Source organism: Chryseobacterium defluvii (assembly GCF_014204415.1).
Lineage (GTDB): Bacteria > Bacteroidota > Bacteroidia > Flavobacteriales > Weeksellaceae > Chryseobacterium > Chryseobacterium defluvii_A.
Genome location: NZ_JACHLE010000003.1, coordinates 84,746 through 99,475 on the forward strand (window position 1 = coordinate 84,746; position 14,730 = coordinate 99,475).

18 protein-coding genes and 1 tRNA gene are annotated in these 14,730 nt (G+C 35.2%); 10 read left to right on the forward strand and 9 right to left on the reverse strand.

The window, feature by feature from the left end; translation table 11 throughout:
- Positions 1–63 precede the first annotated feature (63 nt).
- The 5 genes from HNP38_RS11850 to HNP38_RS11870 form a co-directional block, all read right to left on the reverse strand.
- On the reverse strand, positions 64–915 hold the full coding sequence (locus tag HNP38_RS11850; RefSeq protein WP_184189754.1) for a caspase domain-containing protein: 852 nt from the start codon (positions 913–915) through the stop codon (positions 64–66).
- A 292-nt stretch (positions 916–1,207) separates the two neighbouring features.
- Entirely contained in the window at positions 1,208–1,852 is a 645-nt protein-coding gene (locus tag HNP38_RS11855; protein ID WP_184189756.1) for a response regulator transcription factor, read from the reverse strand.
- On the reverse strand, positions 1,849–2,619 hold the full coding sequence (locus HNP38_RS11860; protein ID WP_184189759.1) for a sensor histidine kinase: 771 nt from the start codon (positions 2,617–2,619) through the stop codon (positions 1,849–1,851). Before HNP38_RS11860 ends, HNP38_RS11855 begins: the two co-directional genes overlap by 4 nt.
- A gap of 15 nt (positions 2,620–2,634) precedes the next feature.
- The gene (locus HNP38_RS11865; protein ID WP_184189761.1) at positions 2,635–3,276 is read right to left on the reverse strand and encodes a hypothetical protein; all 642 of its coding nucleotides are present in this window, start codon (positions 3,274–3,276) and stop codon (positions 2,635–2,637) included.
- A 12-nt stretch (positions 3,277–3,288) separates the two neighbouring features.
- Entirely contained in the window at positions 3,289–3,849 is a 561-nt protein-coding gene (locus HNP38_RS11870; RefSeq protein ID WP_184189763.1) for a hypothetical protein, read from the reverse strand.
- A 524-nt stretch (positions 3,850–4,373) separates the two neighbouring features.
- On the opposite strand from HNP38_RS11870, the gene HNP38_RS11875 reads away from it, so the two are divergent.
- The 4 genes from HNP38_RS11875 (at position 4,374) to HNP38_RS11890 (ending at position 7,467) form a co-directional block, all read left to right on the forward strand.
- Positions 4,374–4,952, forward strand: coding sequence for a Crp/Fnr family transcriptional regulator (locus tag HNP38_RS11875; RefSeq protein ID WP_184189765.1), 579 nt, complete (start codon positions 4,374–4,376; stop codon positions 4,950–4,952).
- Between the two features lie 174 nt (positions 4,953–5,126).
- Positions 5,127–5,861 (forward strand): hypothetical protein, encoded by a 735-nt coding sequence (locus HNP38_RS11880; protein ID WP_184189767.1) that lies wholly within the window; start codon positions 5,127–5,129, stop codon positions 5,859–5,861.
- A 361-nt stretch (positions 5,862–6,222) separates the two neighbouring features.
- A tRNA-Asn gene (locus HNP38_RS11885) sits at positions 6,223–6,296 on the forward strand.
- A gap of 418 nt (positions 6,297–6,714) precedes the next feature.
- Positions 6,715–7,467, forward strand: coding sequence for a M12 family metallo-peptidase (locus HNP38_RS11890; RefSeq protein ID WP_228461050.1), 753 nt, complete (start codon positions 6,715–6,717; stop codon positions 7,465–7,467).
- A gap of 415 nt (positions 7,468–7,882) precedes the next feature.
- Here HNP38_RS11890 and HNP38_RS11895 read toward each other — a convergent pair whose 3' ends face one another.
- From HNP38_RS11895 to HNP38_RS11910, 4 genes are all read right to left on the reverse strand, one after another.
- Positions 7,883–8,323: a DUF1801 domain-containing protein gene (locus HNP38_RS11895; protein WP_184189769.1), complete on the reverse strand. Its 441-nt coding sequence runs from the start codon at positions 8,321–8,323 to the stop codon at positions 7,883–7,885.
- Positions 8,320–8,703: a VOC family protein gene (locus HNP38_RS11900; RefSeq protein ID WP_184189771.1), complete on the reverse strand. Its 384-nt coding sequence runs from the start codon at positions 8,701–8,703 to the stop codon at positions 8,320–8,322. Before HNP38_RS11900 ends, HNP38_RS11895 begins: the two co-directional genes overlap by 4 nt.
- Before the next feature lie 164 nt (positions 8,704–8,867).
- Positions 8,868–9,713, reverse strand: coding sequence for an acyl-CoA thioester hydrolase/BAAT C-terminal domain-containing protein (locus tag HNP38_RS11905; RefSeq protein WP_184189773.1), 846 nt, complete (start codon positions 9,711–9,713; stop codon positions 8,868–8,870).
- A 73-nt stretch (positions 9,714–9,786) separates the two neighbouring features.
- A complete protein-coding gene (locus HNP38_RS11910; RefSeq protein ID WP_184189775.1) occupies positions 9,787–10,368 on the reverse strand; it encodes a Crp/Fnr family transcriptional regulator in 582 nt (193 codons plus the stop codon).
- 408 nt (positions 10,369–10,776) lie between these two features.
- On the opposite strand from HNP38_RS11910, the gene HNP38_RS11915 reads away from it, so the two are divergent.
- The 6 genes from HNP38_RS11915 to arsB are packed head-to-tail and all read left to right on the forward strand — an operon-like array spanning position 10,777 to position 14,609.
- Positions 10,777–11,103, forward strand: coding sequence for an ArsR/SmtB family transcription factor (locus HNP38_RS11915; RefSeq protein ID WP_184189777.1), 327 nt, complete (start codon positions 10,777–10,779; stop codon positions 11,101–11,103).
- Between the two features lie 58 nt (positions 11,104–11,161).
- Positions 11,162–11,635, forward strand: coding sequence for a DUF6428 family protein (locus HNP38_RS11920; RefSeq protein WP_184189779.1), 474 nt, complete (start codon positions 11,162–11,164; stop codon positions 11,633–11,635).
- Between the two features lie 42 nt (positions 11,636–11,677).
- A complete protein-coding gene (locus HNP38_RS11925; RefSeq protein WP_184189781.1) occupies positions 11,678–12,451 on the forward strand; it encodes a metallophosphoesterase family protein in 774 nt (257 codons plus the stop codon).
- Between the two features lie 15 nt (positions 12,452–12,466).
- Positions 12,467–13,078, forward strand: a complete 612-nt coding sequence (locus tag HNP38_RS11930) for a protein-tyrosine-phosphatase (RefSeq protein WP_184189783.1) — start codon at positions 12,467–12,469, stop codon at positions 13,076–13,078.
- Between the two features lies 1 nt (position 13,079).
- Positions 13,080–13,571: a GNAT family N-acetyltransferase gene (locus HNP38_RS11935; protein ID WP_184189785.1), complete on the forward strand. Its 492-nt coding sequence runs from the start codon at positions 13,080–13,082 to the stop codon at positions 13,569–13,571.
- Between the two features lie 6 nt (positions 13,572–13,577).
- The gene (gene arsB, locus HNP38_RS11940; RefSeq protein ID WP_184189787.1) at positions 13,578–14,609 is read left to right on the forward strand and encodes an ACR3 family arsenite efflux transporter; all 1,032 of its coding nucleotides are present in this window, start codon (positions 13,578–13,580) and stop codon (positions 14,607–14,609) included.
- The last annotated feature ends 121 nt before the right edge of the window (positions 14,610–14,730 follow it).

The window sequence follows — 14,730 nt, forward strand, 5'->3', positions numbered from 1 at the left end:
ATTTAGTTTTTAATGAATTGGTTCCTACTCTTTTTATGGCTTTTCGGATGCCGCCGTTGATTTTTAAGAAAATATTTTCTGAGAAAATTCTGCCGTGATGCTTTCCGTCTGGTTGATCTGGGCTGCTCCCATGGCAGCTAATGCTATGGCTATCTGCTTGTCGAGGGTTCTTCTGACAATATTCCCGTTGGTAGCCCGCAGTATTTTACAGAAATGATAGGTGAAATATCCTCTTATCTGTCCGCTCAGATTTCCTTCCATAGATACCTGGTTGTCTTTAGAGGCAGCCCATAAGGTGTGATTCAAGCCGGCAACAGGCACTAAAGCTTTAGTCACGGTGTTCGCTTTTTTAGAACTTTTGGATGATGGCATTTCGCTTGCATAGGTCATATAAAATTCATCTTCCAGCATTGGGGGAATGTAACGTGCTGTTTCGTAAGTAAGTTCCAAGTCCAAATCCAGTCCCAGGTCCATTTTTCTTGTTCCGGTTCCTGCATGGCAGCAGTCGAAGATCACTTCCAGGTTTACTCCGGGTTTCAACTTACTGAGTACTGCTTTAAAATTATCATCCCGGATTACTCCGGCACTTGCATAATCATGCGGACAAATGGCTTCATCCAGACCATCTACTTCCAGATCTGCCCCGATATTGGCGACTCTTGTTCCGTGACCGGAATAGTAGAAAACTAATGAATCTCCTTTAACACTGCTGTTTACTAATGTCTTCAGATAGTTCAGTATATTGGCTCTTGTTGCATTCTGATTGGTAAGGATCTTAATCTTTGAGGGATTAAAACCACAGATCACCAATGTATTTGCCATGTCACGCGCGTCATTGATACAGCCATTCAGATCCGGTCCGCCAGATCCTATGGGTGCATAATCATTGATTCCTACAATTAATGCTTTTTTCATTTCTATTAGTTTTTAAAAAATTATCCCTACTCTCTTCCGGCTTTTCGGGTTCTGCCTTCAATGGTTATTTGACAGGTCAAAATTCCGATATTAAATACTGCTAAAACAGAGGAAAAAAACTAATTTCTGAGCAGGAAAAACACTTTTTCAAGAAGGGGCAAAATCTGCAGGAGATTTTTATACTGAAAAGAAAAATACTCATCGGGTAAATTTTACAATCTACCGGATGAGTCTGTATCATAAGCAGGCTCTGCTCCTGAAAAATAAAAATTATCGGGCTATAAAAAAGAAATCAGCACAAATCATGTTTCAAGGCAAAAAGCACCAGCCCTACCCTGTTTTTGATTTCTAATTTCGTGAAAACCGAATCCCGGTAACCATCAATGGTTTTAGGGCTGAGGAACATCTTGTCGGCAATTTCTTTATAGGTAAGTTCGCTGCAGGCCCATTTGATAAATTCTTTTTCTTTGTCTTTTAATTCTGAAAGAAGTGAGGCGGTTTTGAGGTCTTCTGTTTTTACTTTCAATAATTTCTGAGCTACAAAATCTGTATAAAAACTTCCTTTATCAAACACCGTATCAATGGCCTGAAAGAGTATTGAAGGCTGCATATCTTTTAATAAATAGCCTTTTGCCCCTGCTTTCAGCATTTTAATAAGTACTTTTTCATCATCTTCCATGGTAAGTGCAATTACTTTGATTTCCGGATGATGTTCGCTAAGCCATTCTGTGGTTTCTATCCCGTTTTTATAGGGCATATTAATATCCATCAGGACAACAGCGGGTAATTCTGAGGCTTTTTCTAAGTCTGCTATAAAATCTTCGCCATTGGGATGATTCATGATCACGCTGTACTGAGGGTTTTCCATGATCATATTTTCCAGTGCCTTGGACATTAAGGTATGATCATCAACAATAGCTATCGGGATAGTTTTCATAGTAAGTGTTTATAATAGGTTATGGAGGTTTGTGTTCCTTTTTCAAGTTCTGACCGTATGGAGAATTCTGCATGAATAAGCTTTGCTCTCAATTCCATATTTTTCAGTCCCGAACCGTCATGCATATTATTTGTATTAAACCCTTTCCCGTTGTCAGAGATGTTAATATATAATATTTCGCAATTATCTTCCACTTGTATCAATACATTTTTGGCCCGGGAATGTTTCAGTATATTATTAATGCTTTCCTGAATTATCCTGAAAAGAATCAGACCGTGTTTAGGGGAGATATCAATATCCTGTTTTTGGGTAATGAAGTCTATTTTCAACAATTTTAATTTCCGGATGCGCTCCACTTCTCTTTCTATGGATTCTACCAGCCCGAAATGAATAATCTGTTCTGTGATGAGTGTTTTAGATAAATTCCGGATATCCTGTATACATTCGCCCAATAATTCGCTTAACTCATTCAGTTCTTTTTTTTCTCCATTTTTAAGCTTGGCAATGAGCTGGTTTTGCCTCAATCGTACCACAGAGAGTTTTTGTCCCAAATCATCGTGCAGCTCCTGCCCAATGTAATTCAGTGTCTGCTCTTTTATCTCTACTTGTGATGTGGCAAGCTCTTTTTCAAACCGCATGTCTTTTTCTTTTTGCTCTATCAGAAGGCTGGTTTTCTTCTTGATGAATACTGCATAAATGAATATCATTGCTAAAACGACTATGAGCAAGGTTATCGTAAAGACAATGACTAAACTATTCTGTTCCATACTTCAAAATTGTAATTATCTTGTACCTTCCTGTTTATTCCAAAGTAATCCTAATATGAGTATTCCGTTACTGATAAGATTCAACATAAACAAAATAATAAAATAAATGTTCTCTGAAACGGTATTTCTAAAAAATAAGATGGGAATAAAGCCAATAAAAAAGATCAATAAAGCAACGGAAATCCAAAAAGGCAGATAACTTTTGAGTTCCAGTATCTTATCAGAATTAAAGGTCTGATATAAAAATAAAATAATGGAAAAAAGCAGCAGAAGTATATTTACATACAGCATATTGAAAGAAAGGATCTTTAACATATCATTTTCCACAAACAGCCTCACAAAAGTATTGATGAATAAAAATGCCAAAAGAACAAGTTGTATTTTTTTAAGCTGAGGCAGATATAACAGGCGAAAATAATAAAGCAGGTACAGCAGGAATACTATAAAAAGAATAATAACATAAAATTTATCCGTAGGAGGCCCGGTAACCTTAAGATAAAAGTACGACAGGATATCCATACAGGAAAACAGGATATAACCTATGATAAAAAAAAGATACTCTTTTCCGATCTTCCTATACCTGATGATCATTAAAACCATGACCAATATGGATATCATCATCGAGATCTGCTTGCCTGTTTCTATATTCCAGTTCATTATTCCGGTTTTTTATTGCATGGTCACTGAAGATGCTTTGGGTGGAGGAGCCAGATTGGTCATATTCAGGGCCTGTATTGTTTTTATATCTGTATTCTCGCCGGAGTCTCCTGATCTGGACATCACGTTTATAGTGTCTGTATTCTGCTTTTGAGTAGCCACTATGAATATAGTCTGATATCCGGCATATTCCGGCTTTGCCATTTTGTCTACAGGATGATGCACCGGATATTTTCCCATATATATTCTGATCCCCGGGTTTTTCCATTTCTCTTTTTTAGCATTTTCTTTTACGTATCTGATATACCCTTCCATGTCTTCCAAAGAAAACCAGTACCATCGTGAATCCGGTTCTCCGTGTCTGGATTTGGTAAGTACCTGATTATTAGTCCTGGTATATTCATCAAAAAGCACCCGGCCTTCATCGTAACTGATCAGTTTCTTTTTATAGCTGTCACTCACGGGTTCTTCTACAGGCTGTCTGGAGCAGCGAGCACAGTTCTGTATACAAAAACTTAAAACAAGCAGGATAAAGAACAAGCTTAATTTTTTTAATAAAAAAGTAGATTTCATGTGATATGGTTTTTGGTTTATAATTTATATAACAAAATTAGCCATCTTATCGTCCTTAAAAAAGGGGAAAAACACGGTTTTTTAAAAAAATTTGCCTCAAACAGAAGCTTTTCTGTTTGATAAAGATTGTATCTGGGCAACAGTAAATATAAAAAGACTTACCAAATGGCCCTGATAAACCTGAGATATATACTGATCCGGGATCTGTTTTAAACGATTCTCTCATTCCGATTCCGATCATCCTATGTGCAGAAGTCATTGTGAGGAGTATCATGTAAAAATCAGCATATGAGTTATTTCTAAATTATTATTCCAGAAAAATTTTATATTTTGCATACAGGCAAAAAATAAGCTTATATGGATATTGATCATATATTTACGCCTTTCAAACCAGGAAACTTTAAGTATCTTCCTGACCGAATGGCATTGCCAAAAGCCTCGTCTTCGCCAATACCCAATCCGTTTGCTTAAACAGCTTAAAGTCTATAAAATTATAATAAGACCATCGAAAATTTTACTAAAATATGTATGAAACTTTATTTAAAACCTTTGAACAATTAATCGTTTTAAGTAACGAAGAGCGACAAATCATCACAGAAATTTTCAAACCTTTTGATATGAAGAAAGGAGAGTATTTTTCCGAAATGGGCAAGCCAAACAAAAGGGTGGGCTTTTTAGTAGAAGGCCTTGTTTATTATTATGTACTTAAAGGCGATCATGAGGCCATTACAGATTTTACCAAAGAAGGAGAATTCGTTTCTGAATACCATACTTTCATTAACCAAACAAAATCTACACAATGTATCAAAGCCATAGAGAACTGCAAGTTTCTTATTATGGATTACTCCGCCATACAAAGACTTTATAATGAAATTAAGGAAGGCAATAAATTTGGCAGAATGATTCTGGAGCAACGGTTTGGCATTGTAGTAAATCAGTTACTTTCACTTTATATGCATACTCCGGTTGAGCGATATCTATTTTTTGTGAAAAATTATCCTGATCTGGTTCAAAGAGTTCCTCAATATTTAATAGCCGCATTTATAGGCGTAAAACCCCAATCATTAAGCAGGATAAGAAAAAGAATCATTCATACAGATTAATTAACCTGGGTGTATTGCTTTAGCTTTTCGTTGTATTTAAATTTGTCAAATAGAAATATAGTTGATGGATTAATTATCACTTTTTAATAGAGGCAAATACTAGTAAAGGCTTTTATAAAACGAGAGATTAAACATATTTCAACTATTCCCTTTAAATTTTTAATCTTTAAACAAATGAAATCAAACATCGAAAAAAAAGTAAACATTTTAATGGCCTATGCCATAGTTTCAACAATAATAATTTCTTTTTTTACATTAAGCAGTTTTAAAAACAAGGGAGAAGATAAAATTTTTGATGAAATTATAGTAAAGAAAATAACAGTAGTAGGTGAAGACAGACTGCCGAGAATGGTTATTAGCAATGAAACCCGCCAACATTCCGGACGAATGAATGGAAAAGAATGGCCTAAAAGAGAACGCCCTTCAGGTATAATCTTTTTTAACAATCAGGGAGATGAATGTGGTGGATTGGTCTATCAGGCGAAAGAAAAAGACGGAAAAACAATTTCCGGAATGTCTTTTACAATGGATAATTACAAAGATGACCAGGTGGTTCAGATACTCAACGATGAGTATTATGCAAATGGAAAGACCTATATTCAGAGGGGAATCAATATCAATCAATTCCCGGCAGGAACCAATATAGAGGATAGGAATAAAAAGATCGAGGAAATCAATAAAATAAAAGATGAAAAAGAAAGGAACTTAAAGTTAAATGAATTATGGGAAAAAGAAGGCTCTATAAACAGGCTTTTTTTAGGGAGAACAAAAGGTAATAGTTCCGGGCTTTTTTTATCCGGGCCAGATGGGAAGCCCAAAATGATGATCTATGTTGACGAAAATGGAAATCCTAAAATTCAAACGTTCAATGATAAAGGAGAAATAAAAGATTTTATTGAAAATAAATAATTCGAACACACAAAATCCTATTGGCAATAAATGGAGATAACGGAATAAATTAAGCAATCGTAATTCTATCCAGCTTTTGTCCTAAAATTTGGGCCGATATATTTCAAATTCCCTACCATCTGCCAGTCTTTTAAAAATTTTGCCAGATCATATTAAAATGATTTATTCGTAAATCGAAAGAATATGGATCTGAAGGTTTAAGCATTGACAAAATAATCGGATATAAAACGTTCTATATTCTATGCCTTATGCTGACAAAACTAATAAGATAAAATTTAATTTTTTCTTTATAATTTAGTGTGATCACTTGCTCGATATTATTTTTCATATTATATTTGCAGCACTTAAAATAAAGGAAAATTCCTCCTTAGCTCAGTCGGTTAGAGCATCTGACTGTTAATCAGAGGGTCGCTGGTTCGAGCCCAGCAGGAGGAGCTACTGATAATAAAGCATTTACAATAATATGTAAGTGCTTTATTTTTGTTTTAACAATTTTAAGTACAACATTAGTACAACAAATCAATTGTTTCAAAGATACTAAATTTCACATTCTCTTTAAAATATTCAATACTTCAGAGAATGGATTTGGACACTTCATAATTTTACAGTAAAAAGTGAAAGTACATGTCTGGACTTTCAAGGCTTAACACATCTAACTCAGCACCTATCTTTCTTTTCGACTTATTCGCAGAAACCTTATGTGTAAATAATTGCAAGTTTTTCACCAGTTCAATAGTAAAGAATATTCTAAATGCTTTTGACCTTTGCATTATATTCCAAGAATTACAATGAAGTCAATCAATCCATGTGTTAAGATATATATTTTTGTAATTTTAATTTTATAATTTTTAGTATGTCCAGAAAATTCAATTTTGCTTTTTTACTTCTTTTTTATGTATTGCCTGCGAGAGAGATAATGAGTTCAGTAACGATTCAGACAACTACAATCATACCACATTCCGTGGGTTCATCTGCAAATGACCTGCTGAATAATAATAGATATAATGCATTGGTTATTGAAATACAGTATATGCCAGGCTATGCACCTGATACCAATGCCATAGAGCTGGTTAAAAACTTCCTGTCGACATTTCTGAAGAAAGAGGGAAATATAAGTATTGTTACCAGGGAAATTTCAGGAGCATCTGCTTCAAGCTTGTCCGCGGATGAGATCAAAGCCATCGAAAATACAAACAGGTCTTCTTTTACAAGCGGCTCTACTATGGCTGTGAGTGTTATTTATACCAATGGGCAATATACAGAAAATGCCAATACATTGGGGATAGCTTATCGTAATACATCTGTTGCTTTATTAGGAAAAACTATTCATGATAATTCGGGAGGATTTGGGCAGGTTAGCAGAACAAAGCTTGAAGCTACGGTACATGAACATGAGTTAGGTCATTTGTTAGGCTTGGTTGATTTGGGATCTTCAATGCAGGTCAACCATAAAGATTCTGTTAATGGCAGCCACTGTAACAATAATAATTGTTTAATGTATTATGCTTCAGAAACTACAGATATCTTAAGTTTCCTTAATACAAACAATATTCCTCAACTTGATGCCAATTGCAAGGCAGATCTGAAAGCAAATGGTGGTAAATAAATGTTCATTTTCAATTCAGATAAATATAAACAATGTTTAATTTATAATGCTATAGCTATAAAGACTGCGCGGATAATATTCTGCCTGAATAATATATTCCAATTAGTTAAGTGGCAAGCGATTTTTAGTAAACATTTTATTCCATTTTGACGGCTGTCAATCGTATTCAATATAAAATAATCTTTGTTCTTTGAGAGTACGACTTTATTGTAACTAAATTTGATGTATTTATTATCTCTTTCATTGACAATAATAAACTAAATTTATGCCTACAGCATAATGGAAATATGTATCATCAATGGCTTTGAGTTGACTCTACATTTGCTTGTTAAATATTTTTCTGTCAACATAATCTCACAAATGCAATATCATTTAGAACATCATTACATTATCAATCATTAAGTATTTTTATAATTTATATCTTCTTGATTTTTGAAATTGTTTTGCCAACAGATTTTGTAGGCTTGTCCATATCTATAATGGCAAGATTAATGGCTTCCTGTATCAATGTCTTCACCTTTGGGTTTCTGTAATCACTTGGATTTTTTACGTCTATATGTCGGATTAATTTGCCTGTTCCTGTCAGAAGCTTATTAGGATCCTTTAAAAGAGTACCTTTGTTAAACCCTAAATTCAGGTGGTTTGTATAAATTGGAAGCATGCAAAAAGCGTCGGAAAGTTTGTCAGATATTGAAAACACTGCCGTTAAGGCATGGGTATGATATAATAGCTCATTACTTTCAGGATACAGCTCCAAAAGATATTCTCTCAGGTCTTTAAAAAGACTAATAACTTCTTGTTCTTTAAACTCCAATAAGAATTGGAAATCAGGATGAATTGGCGGAAATATTTTCATCTTACCGAATTATCGTATTGTATTATACAAATCAGATTTCCTTCTGTGTCTAAGAATTTAGCAATCCAGCCGACATAAGGAATTACAGTTTTGGGCATAAGGATTTGTCCATTGCTGATTTTTATTTTCTCAATGGTTTTGTCTATGTCATCGACATTAAAAGAGCATTCTAAACCTATCACCCTTTCATGAACAGATGAATATTTCCTTGATTGCATGGCTCCGATGAGTTCTCCTTCCTCTGTATTATCGGCTTTTATCTGAAAAAAATCAGATTGTCCATAAGAGCTGAACCCCCAACCAAAAATTTCGTTATAGAAGCTCTTCGCTCGTTCTATCTCATCGATGTGAATAGCAAAATGTGTAAGTTTAGTTTTCATATCTCATAATTTAGATTGTTATTGTATTAATATAATTATTGTGACAGTTTAACAATGTAAGATTTTGCAGATTATAGCCCCATCACAACCTAAGTATTGATTAAATTCTCCGGTTACAGCATTTGATTTTATAAACGTCAACTAGCTGCTGGCGTCCTCAACTGTCATTTTATTGCAAAATTTGCTTCTAAAAATTTATAAATAAGATCGAAGTGTTTTAATGGTTCCGAATGACTTCCCTCAAATACTTTGTGTTCATAGTTAAATTTGAATTGTTTATTTTTTAATCTTTCCATCATGGTTTCCGCCATTGGTGTTGAAGGGCATATTTCATCCTTAGTCGCAGATAAAAACAAAACAGGGCCTTTGATATTTTCAATCTTAATAATGGCTTTTTCAGCTGCTATGCTATCTTTTAGCATGGATTCAAAAGCTCCTCTTAAATCTCTTTTCATTAAAAAGGGTACTGCCTCATCATTTACCGGAACAAAAGACAACTCTTTTCTTTGAAATGTCCAACAAGGAGTTGAAAAATGATCAGTATGCCCCGGAAATACAACATTACTTCCTACAATACTCACTACACAACGGATATTTTCATAATAGCTCCCCAAAAGCAATGCTAAATCAGCTCCTCTTGATCCGCCAATTATTGCAATTTTCTGTTTGTTTACCTGTTTGTTTTTGGAACCCTCTTCAATCGCATTATAAACATCTTCAATCTCTATTTTATCTAAAATTTCTGGAGTTCCCTCGGCTTTAAAATAGCCCAATGCCAGAAATGCGTATCCTTTTTCAATAAATTGATCTCTTGTTTTTTTCCAGTAATCACCAGCCCAGGCATTTCCTCCTTCCGAACCACCAAGCCCTACTATAAGTGGCTGATTTTTGCCTTTACCCAAATACAAAATGCTTTCAACATTAGGTGTTTTCAACCTTATTTGAGCAAAGAAAACAGTTGGAAATATTAATAATAAAAGGAGAATAGAATATCTGTCAAAATTTTTCATTTCTTTAATTAGTTTTTGTTCATGACAAATATCTGCTTAAATATTTTCTTAACTTTTGACCTATATCAAAAAATCATCTTCCACCCCTTATTCTGCTTAAAGTTTCTTGTGCTATTCCCAAGTAGGAAGAAATCATCCCCAAAGGAATACGATGATAAATACCATGATAGACTTCACAAAAATGTAGATATTTTTCTTTTGCCGTAGTAAACCGCATTGAGGTTATTCGATCCATATAATGCCCAAATACAGTACCCATTGATAATCTCGCGTATCTCTCCATTTCCGGAAAATGGTCAAAAAGAAATACCAGATCTTTTACATTCAGACAAAAGCATTCCGTCTGCTCTATAGTATCTATATTATAAATGTCTAACTTTTGTTGCATAAAACTTTTTGGAGAATTCACCCATTCGTTTTCTGCACTAAAATATTCTGTAATCTCTTTTCCGTCTTTTATGAAATAAATACGCATTAAGCCATTTTGAATAAAGTAACTCGTTGTACAAACAGAATCTTCGTGGTGAACTAGCTCTCCCTTCTTAAACGTTTTAAATGTAATTCTATTAGTAAGTTCACTTCTCAAAGAGTTGCTGAGTTTAATATACTTTTCAAAATGCTGGAATACTTTGTCAATATTTTCTATGCTTGCCATACTGTTTCTGATTATATAGTTACAACTTCTGAGATTTTTCATTATTAATTCAGGCATAAAGTATATATAGTCAATGCCATTATACAAATGACACATGAATTTTGAAACACCATACAATTCCAGATTATATAGTGCCCTATTGTACAAAAATAGCGCAAATATAGAAATGAACTTGCAACAATTTTTGAGACAAAGATACTAATATTTATATGAACAATCACTTGTAGACTGTCATCAATAATAACCCTTCTCAACTTTATTAAATTTCTATTCTTCCAAATAAGATTGTAATAAGATAGAGGTGGTAATAAACTTGTAAGTAAGGAAGCAAAGATGGACTATGAAGAAATTAAAAAAAAATTTGCCAATAAATTTAAAAATCGTAATATTGCAATATAATAATTTACCATGGGAGCAACTAAAACAGACCATTTTACAGATCATCAAAACAAAATTTCAGTAATAGCAAAGGCATTAGGACATCCTGCAAGAATTGCCATCATAGAATATTTATTGAAAGTTAACACCTGTATTACTGGAGACATAGTTAATGAACTACCATTAGCCCAGCCTACCGTATCCCAACATTTAAAGGAATTAAAAAATGCAGGTCTCATTAAAGGGACAATTGAAGGTAACTCGGTATGTTATTGCATTGATGAAAATACTTTTGACATTTTAAAAGAATATTTTTCCAGAATCATTTTTACAGTAACCAATCAAAAATGCTGTTAGCCATTTTTTTAATCATAAATATCGCAATATTGCATTATAACTATATAATATTACAACAATGAAATTATCAGAAATCAAAGACATCCTTCCAACATTAGAGAATGTTGAATTTCAATTGGAGAACGGAACATTTGTACCGGAACATTTCCATGTTACAGAAGTAGGACAGATCAATAAAAAATTCATCGATTGCGGTGGTGTGATCCGTAACGAGAAATCGGTAGACTTCCAACTTTGGAATGCCAACGATTACGAGCACCGTTTAAAGCCAGGAAAACTGTTAAGCATCATAAAGCTTTCAGAAGAAAAACTTGGAATTGAAGATTCCGAAATCGAAGTGGAATACCAAAGTGATACCATTGGCAAGTATGATCTTGCCTTTAACGGAAAGACATTTGTATTGAAGAACAAGGCGACTACCTGCCTAGCAAATGATGCTTGTGGCATTCCTTCTGAGAAGCAAAAGAAAAATCTTACAGAACTGACCGTAAACCAGAATGCATCATGCACCCCGGGAGGTGGCTGCTGCTAAGAATTTCAAAAGCTATAATTAACAGGAAATAAAAATTAAACAATGAGAATTGCATTATTCAGTGATATTCATGCCAATCTTCCTGCTTTGGAAGCCTTCTTTGAAGATGTAGATAAAAGAAACTCCGACAGTATTTATTGTCTTGGAGACTTGGTCGGCTATAACATTTGGCCGAACGAAGTGGTGAGCGAAATCCGCAAAAGGAAAATTCCGACCATTGCCGGAAACTATGATTTTGGCATCGGGAGTATGAGCAATGATTGTGGCTGTGCCTACAAAACCGATCGCGAGAAAGACAATGGAAGTATTTCTATTTCTTTTACCAATTCCATTATGAAGGACGAAGAAAGGGCTTATCTGCGTACACTTCCTGCCCATATAAAAGTAGAGTTCCAGCTTAATGAAGATAAGCTCAACCTTCTTTTGGTGCACGGAAGCCCGCGAAAGATCAATGAATATCTTTTTGAGGATCGTGAAGAAAAAAGTATGCTCCGAATTATGGAACAGGCCGATGCGGACATTTTATGCTTTGGGCATACACATAAGCCCTACCACCGTATTTTAAATTCGGGAACTGATGGAAAAGACCATTTCCGCCATGCGGTTAATATAGGTTCGGTAGGCAAACCCAAAGACAATGATGTCAGGGGCGGCTATGTAATGCTTACCATCAATGAGAAAAGTTCTGTACTGGACAAGGAAAGTATTCATGTAGAATTTGTCCGTTTCGATTATGATATTGAAAAAGCGGCAAAGGCCGTGGAAGAAAGCCCGCTGCCCAATGAGTACGCAGAAAATTTAAGAAGGGGCTACTAATTTTTAGTATTAAATATGAACGAGAATATTTTAAAAACAATTGGATTGTTTTCAGTAGATAACATTCCTGAAGAAAGAAAAACAGTTTTACAGCCGTTGGCAGATTATATCAGAGGTAAGGTAGAAGCAAACGAAACAATCCGTTTAAACTTCATCTGCACCCATAACAGCCGAAGAAGCCATTTTTCCCAGATCTGGGCACAGGCTATGGCCTATCATTTTGGGGTAAAAAACGTGTTCTGTTATTCGGGAGGTACAGAAGCTACTGCCATGTTTCCAAAAGTAGCAGAAACGCTCATTGGTCAGGGGTTTGAAATCCAGAAGCTGAGCGAAACCGAAAATCCTATTTATGCGGTAAAATATGCACCCAACGAAGCCCCCGTTATCTGCTTTTCAAAAGAATACAGCAACGGATTTAATCCTAAAAACAAATTTGGTGCTATTATGACCTGTGACAATGCCGATCAAGGCTGCCCGCTTGTCATCGGAGCCGAAGCAAGGTTTCCCATCAAATACACTGATCCTAAAGTCTCGGACAATACCCCACAGCAGGTACAAGTATATGCAGAAAGAGGTTTGCAGATCGGAGCAGAAATGTTTTATGTTTTTTCACAAATAAACCGATAGAATGGAAATAAAAGAAATCAATAAAGAGCATTTTCCTGAAATAGCAGAAATATACAGACAGGGTCTTGAAACAGGCAACGCCACTTTTGAAACTTCTGTTCCTTTATGGGAAAATTGGGACAAGGGAAAATTAAAGCACAGCAGGCTTGTTGCAATAATCGATGGCGTTGTAGTCGGATGGGCGGCACTTTCTGCAGTAAGCGATCGCTGTGTTTACGGTGGCGTTGCAGAAGTGAGCATCTATATTTCCAACGACCATAAGGGAAAAGGGATCGGAAGAACCTTAATGTCAAAACTGGTAGAAGAAAGTGAAGCAAATGGAATATGGACACTGCAAAGTGGGATGTTCCCAGAGAATGAAGCAACGGTAGCCCTCCATAAAAGTGCAGGCTTCAGGGTAATCGGGTACCGTGAAAAGATCGGAAAGCTGGGCAATATCTGGAGAGATACTATTATCATGGAAAGAAGGAGTAAAACAATTGGAATAAATTAAATCAAAATGCAACCTAAATTAAAATTTTTAGACAGATACCTTACCCTGTGGATATTTCTTGCTATGGCACTCGGTATAGGATTGGGATATTTTTTTCCGAATATTTCAAAGGTTACCAATGCTTTATCCATAGGTACGACCAATATTCCATTGGCAATAGGCCTGATACTGATGATGTACCCGCCATTGGCAAAAGTGGATTATTCTCTTTTGCCAATGGCACTAAGGGATAAAAAGGTAATCGGCATATCCCTGTTACTAAACTGGGGCATCGGCCCTATACTGATGTTTGTACTGGCCATTCTTTTTTTAAGGAATGAACCTGATTATATGATCGGTTTGATACTCATCGGACTGGCAAGGTGCATCGCAATGGTTATTGTTTGGAACGACCTAGCCAAAGGAAACAGAGAGTATGCGGCTTTGCTGGTTGCTCTGAACAGTATTTTCCAGATATTCACGTACAGCTTCTTGGTTTGGATCTTTATCAATATACTACCAAACAAACTGGGGCTTGCCAATTTCAATGTAACCATATCCATGAAAGATGTTACCGAAAGCGTACTCATTTATTTGGGTATCCCTTTCCTGGCGGGTTTTCTGAGCCGCTACTTTCTTATTAAATCAAAAGGTATAGAATGGTATAATAGGAAATTTGTACCGAGAATATCGCCCATTACATTATATGCTTTACTGTTTACCATAGTATTAATGTTCAGTCTGAAAGGCGATAAAATAGTAGAGTTGCCAATGGATGTGGTAAAAGTAGCAGTACCGTTAATCATCTATTTTGTACTGATGTTTTTCGTGAGCTTCTTTATCAATAAATCCCTAAAAATTCCCTACGATAAAAACGCTTCCATCGCCTTTACTGCCACCGGAAACAATTTTGAATTGGCGATAGCTGTAGCTATAGCGGTTTTCGGTATCCATTCACCGCAGGCATTTGTGGGCGTTATTGGGCCATTGGTTGAAGTGCCTGTATTGATACTTTTAGTCAATGCAAGTTTATGGTTGAACAAGAAATATTATAGCTAATTTTATAAACATAAAATATAGAAGTTGCAACGGATTGAAAAAGATCATATCCATAAAAAACAAAATTGAGGCGAAGGAGCTATTAAAAGTTTCACCGTTCAGAAAAGAAACTGGTTTCATA

Coding starts and splice junctions, on each gene's coding strand:
- HNP38_RS11850 (WP_184189754.1), bottom strand. CDS start 915: ATGAAAAAAGCATTAATTGTAGGAATCAATGATTATGCACCCATAGGA.
- HNP38_RS11855 (WP_184189756.1), bottom strand. CDS start 1,852: ATGAAAACTATCCCGATAGCTATTGTTGATGATCATACCTTAATGTCC.
- HNP38_RS11860 (WP_184189759.1), bottom strand. CDS start 2,619: ATGGAACAGAATAGTTTAGTCATTGTCTTTACGATAACCTTGCTCATA.
- HNP38_RS11865 (WP_184189761.1), bottom strand. CDS start 3,276: ATGAACTGGAATATAGAAACAGGCAAGCAGATCTCGATGATGATATCC.
- HNP38_RS11870 (WP_184189763.1), bottom strand. CDS start 3,849: ATGAAATCTACTTTTTTATTAAAAAAATTAAGCTTGTTCTTTATCCTG.
- HNP38_RS11875 (WP_184189765.1), top strand. CDS start 4,374: ATGTATGAAACTTTATTTAAAACCTTTGAACAATTAATCGTTTTAAGT.
- HNP38_RS11880 (WP_184189767.1), top strand. CDS start 5,127: ATGAAATCAAACATCGAAAAAAAAGTAAACATTTTAATGGCCTATGCC.
- HNP38_RS11890 (WP_228461050.1), top strand. CDS start 6,715: ATGTCCAGAAAATTCAATTTTGCTTTTTTACTTCTTTTTTATGTATTG.
- HNP38_RS11895 (WP_184189769.1), bottom strand. CDS start 8,323: ATGAAAATATTTCCGCCAATTCATCCTGATTTCCAATTCTTATTGGAG.
- HNP38_RS11900 (WP_184189771.1), bottom strand. CDS start 8,703: ATGAAAACTAAACTTACACATTTTGCTATTCACATCGATGAGATAGAA.
- HNP38_RS11905 (WP_184189773.1), bottom strand. CDS start 9,713: ATGAAAAATTTTGACAGATATTCTATTCTCCTTTTATTATTAATATTT.
- HNP38_RS11910 (WP_184189775.1), bottom strand. CDS start 10,368: ATGGCAAGCATAGAAAATATTGACAAAGTATTCCAGCATTTTGAAAAG.
- HNP38_RS11915 (WP_184189777.1), top strand. CDS start 10,777: ATGGGAGCAACTAAAACAGACCATTTTACAGATCATCAAAACAAAATT.
- HNP38_RS11920 (WP_184189779.1), top strand. CDS start 11,162: ATGAAATTATCAGAAATCAAAGACATCCTTCCAACATTAGAGAATGTT.
- HNP38_RS11925 (WP_184189781.1), top strand. CDS start 11,678: ATGAGAATTGCATTATTCAGTGATATTCATGCCAATCTTCCTGCTTTG.
- HNP38_RS11930 (WP_184189783.1), top strand. CDS start 12,467: ATGAACGAGAATATTTTAAAAACAATTGGATTGTTTTCAGTAGATAAC.
- HNP38_RS11935 (WP_184189785.1), top strand. CDS start 13,080: ATGGAAATAAAAGAAATCAATAAAGAGCATTTTCCTGAAATAGCAGAA.
- arsB (WP_184189787.1), top strand. CDS start 13,578: ATGCAACCTAAATTAAAATTTTTAGACAGATACCTTACCCTGTGGATA.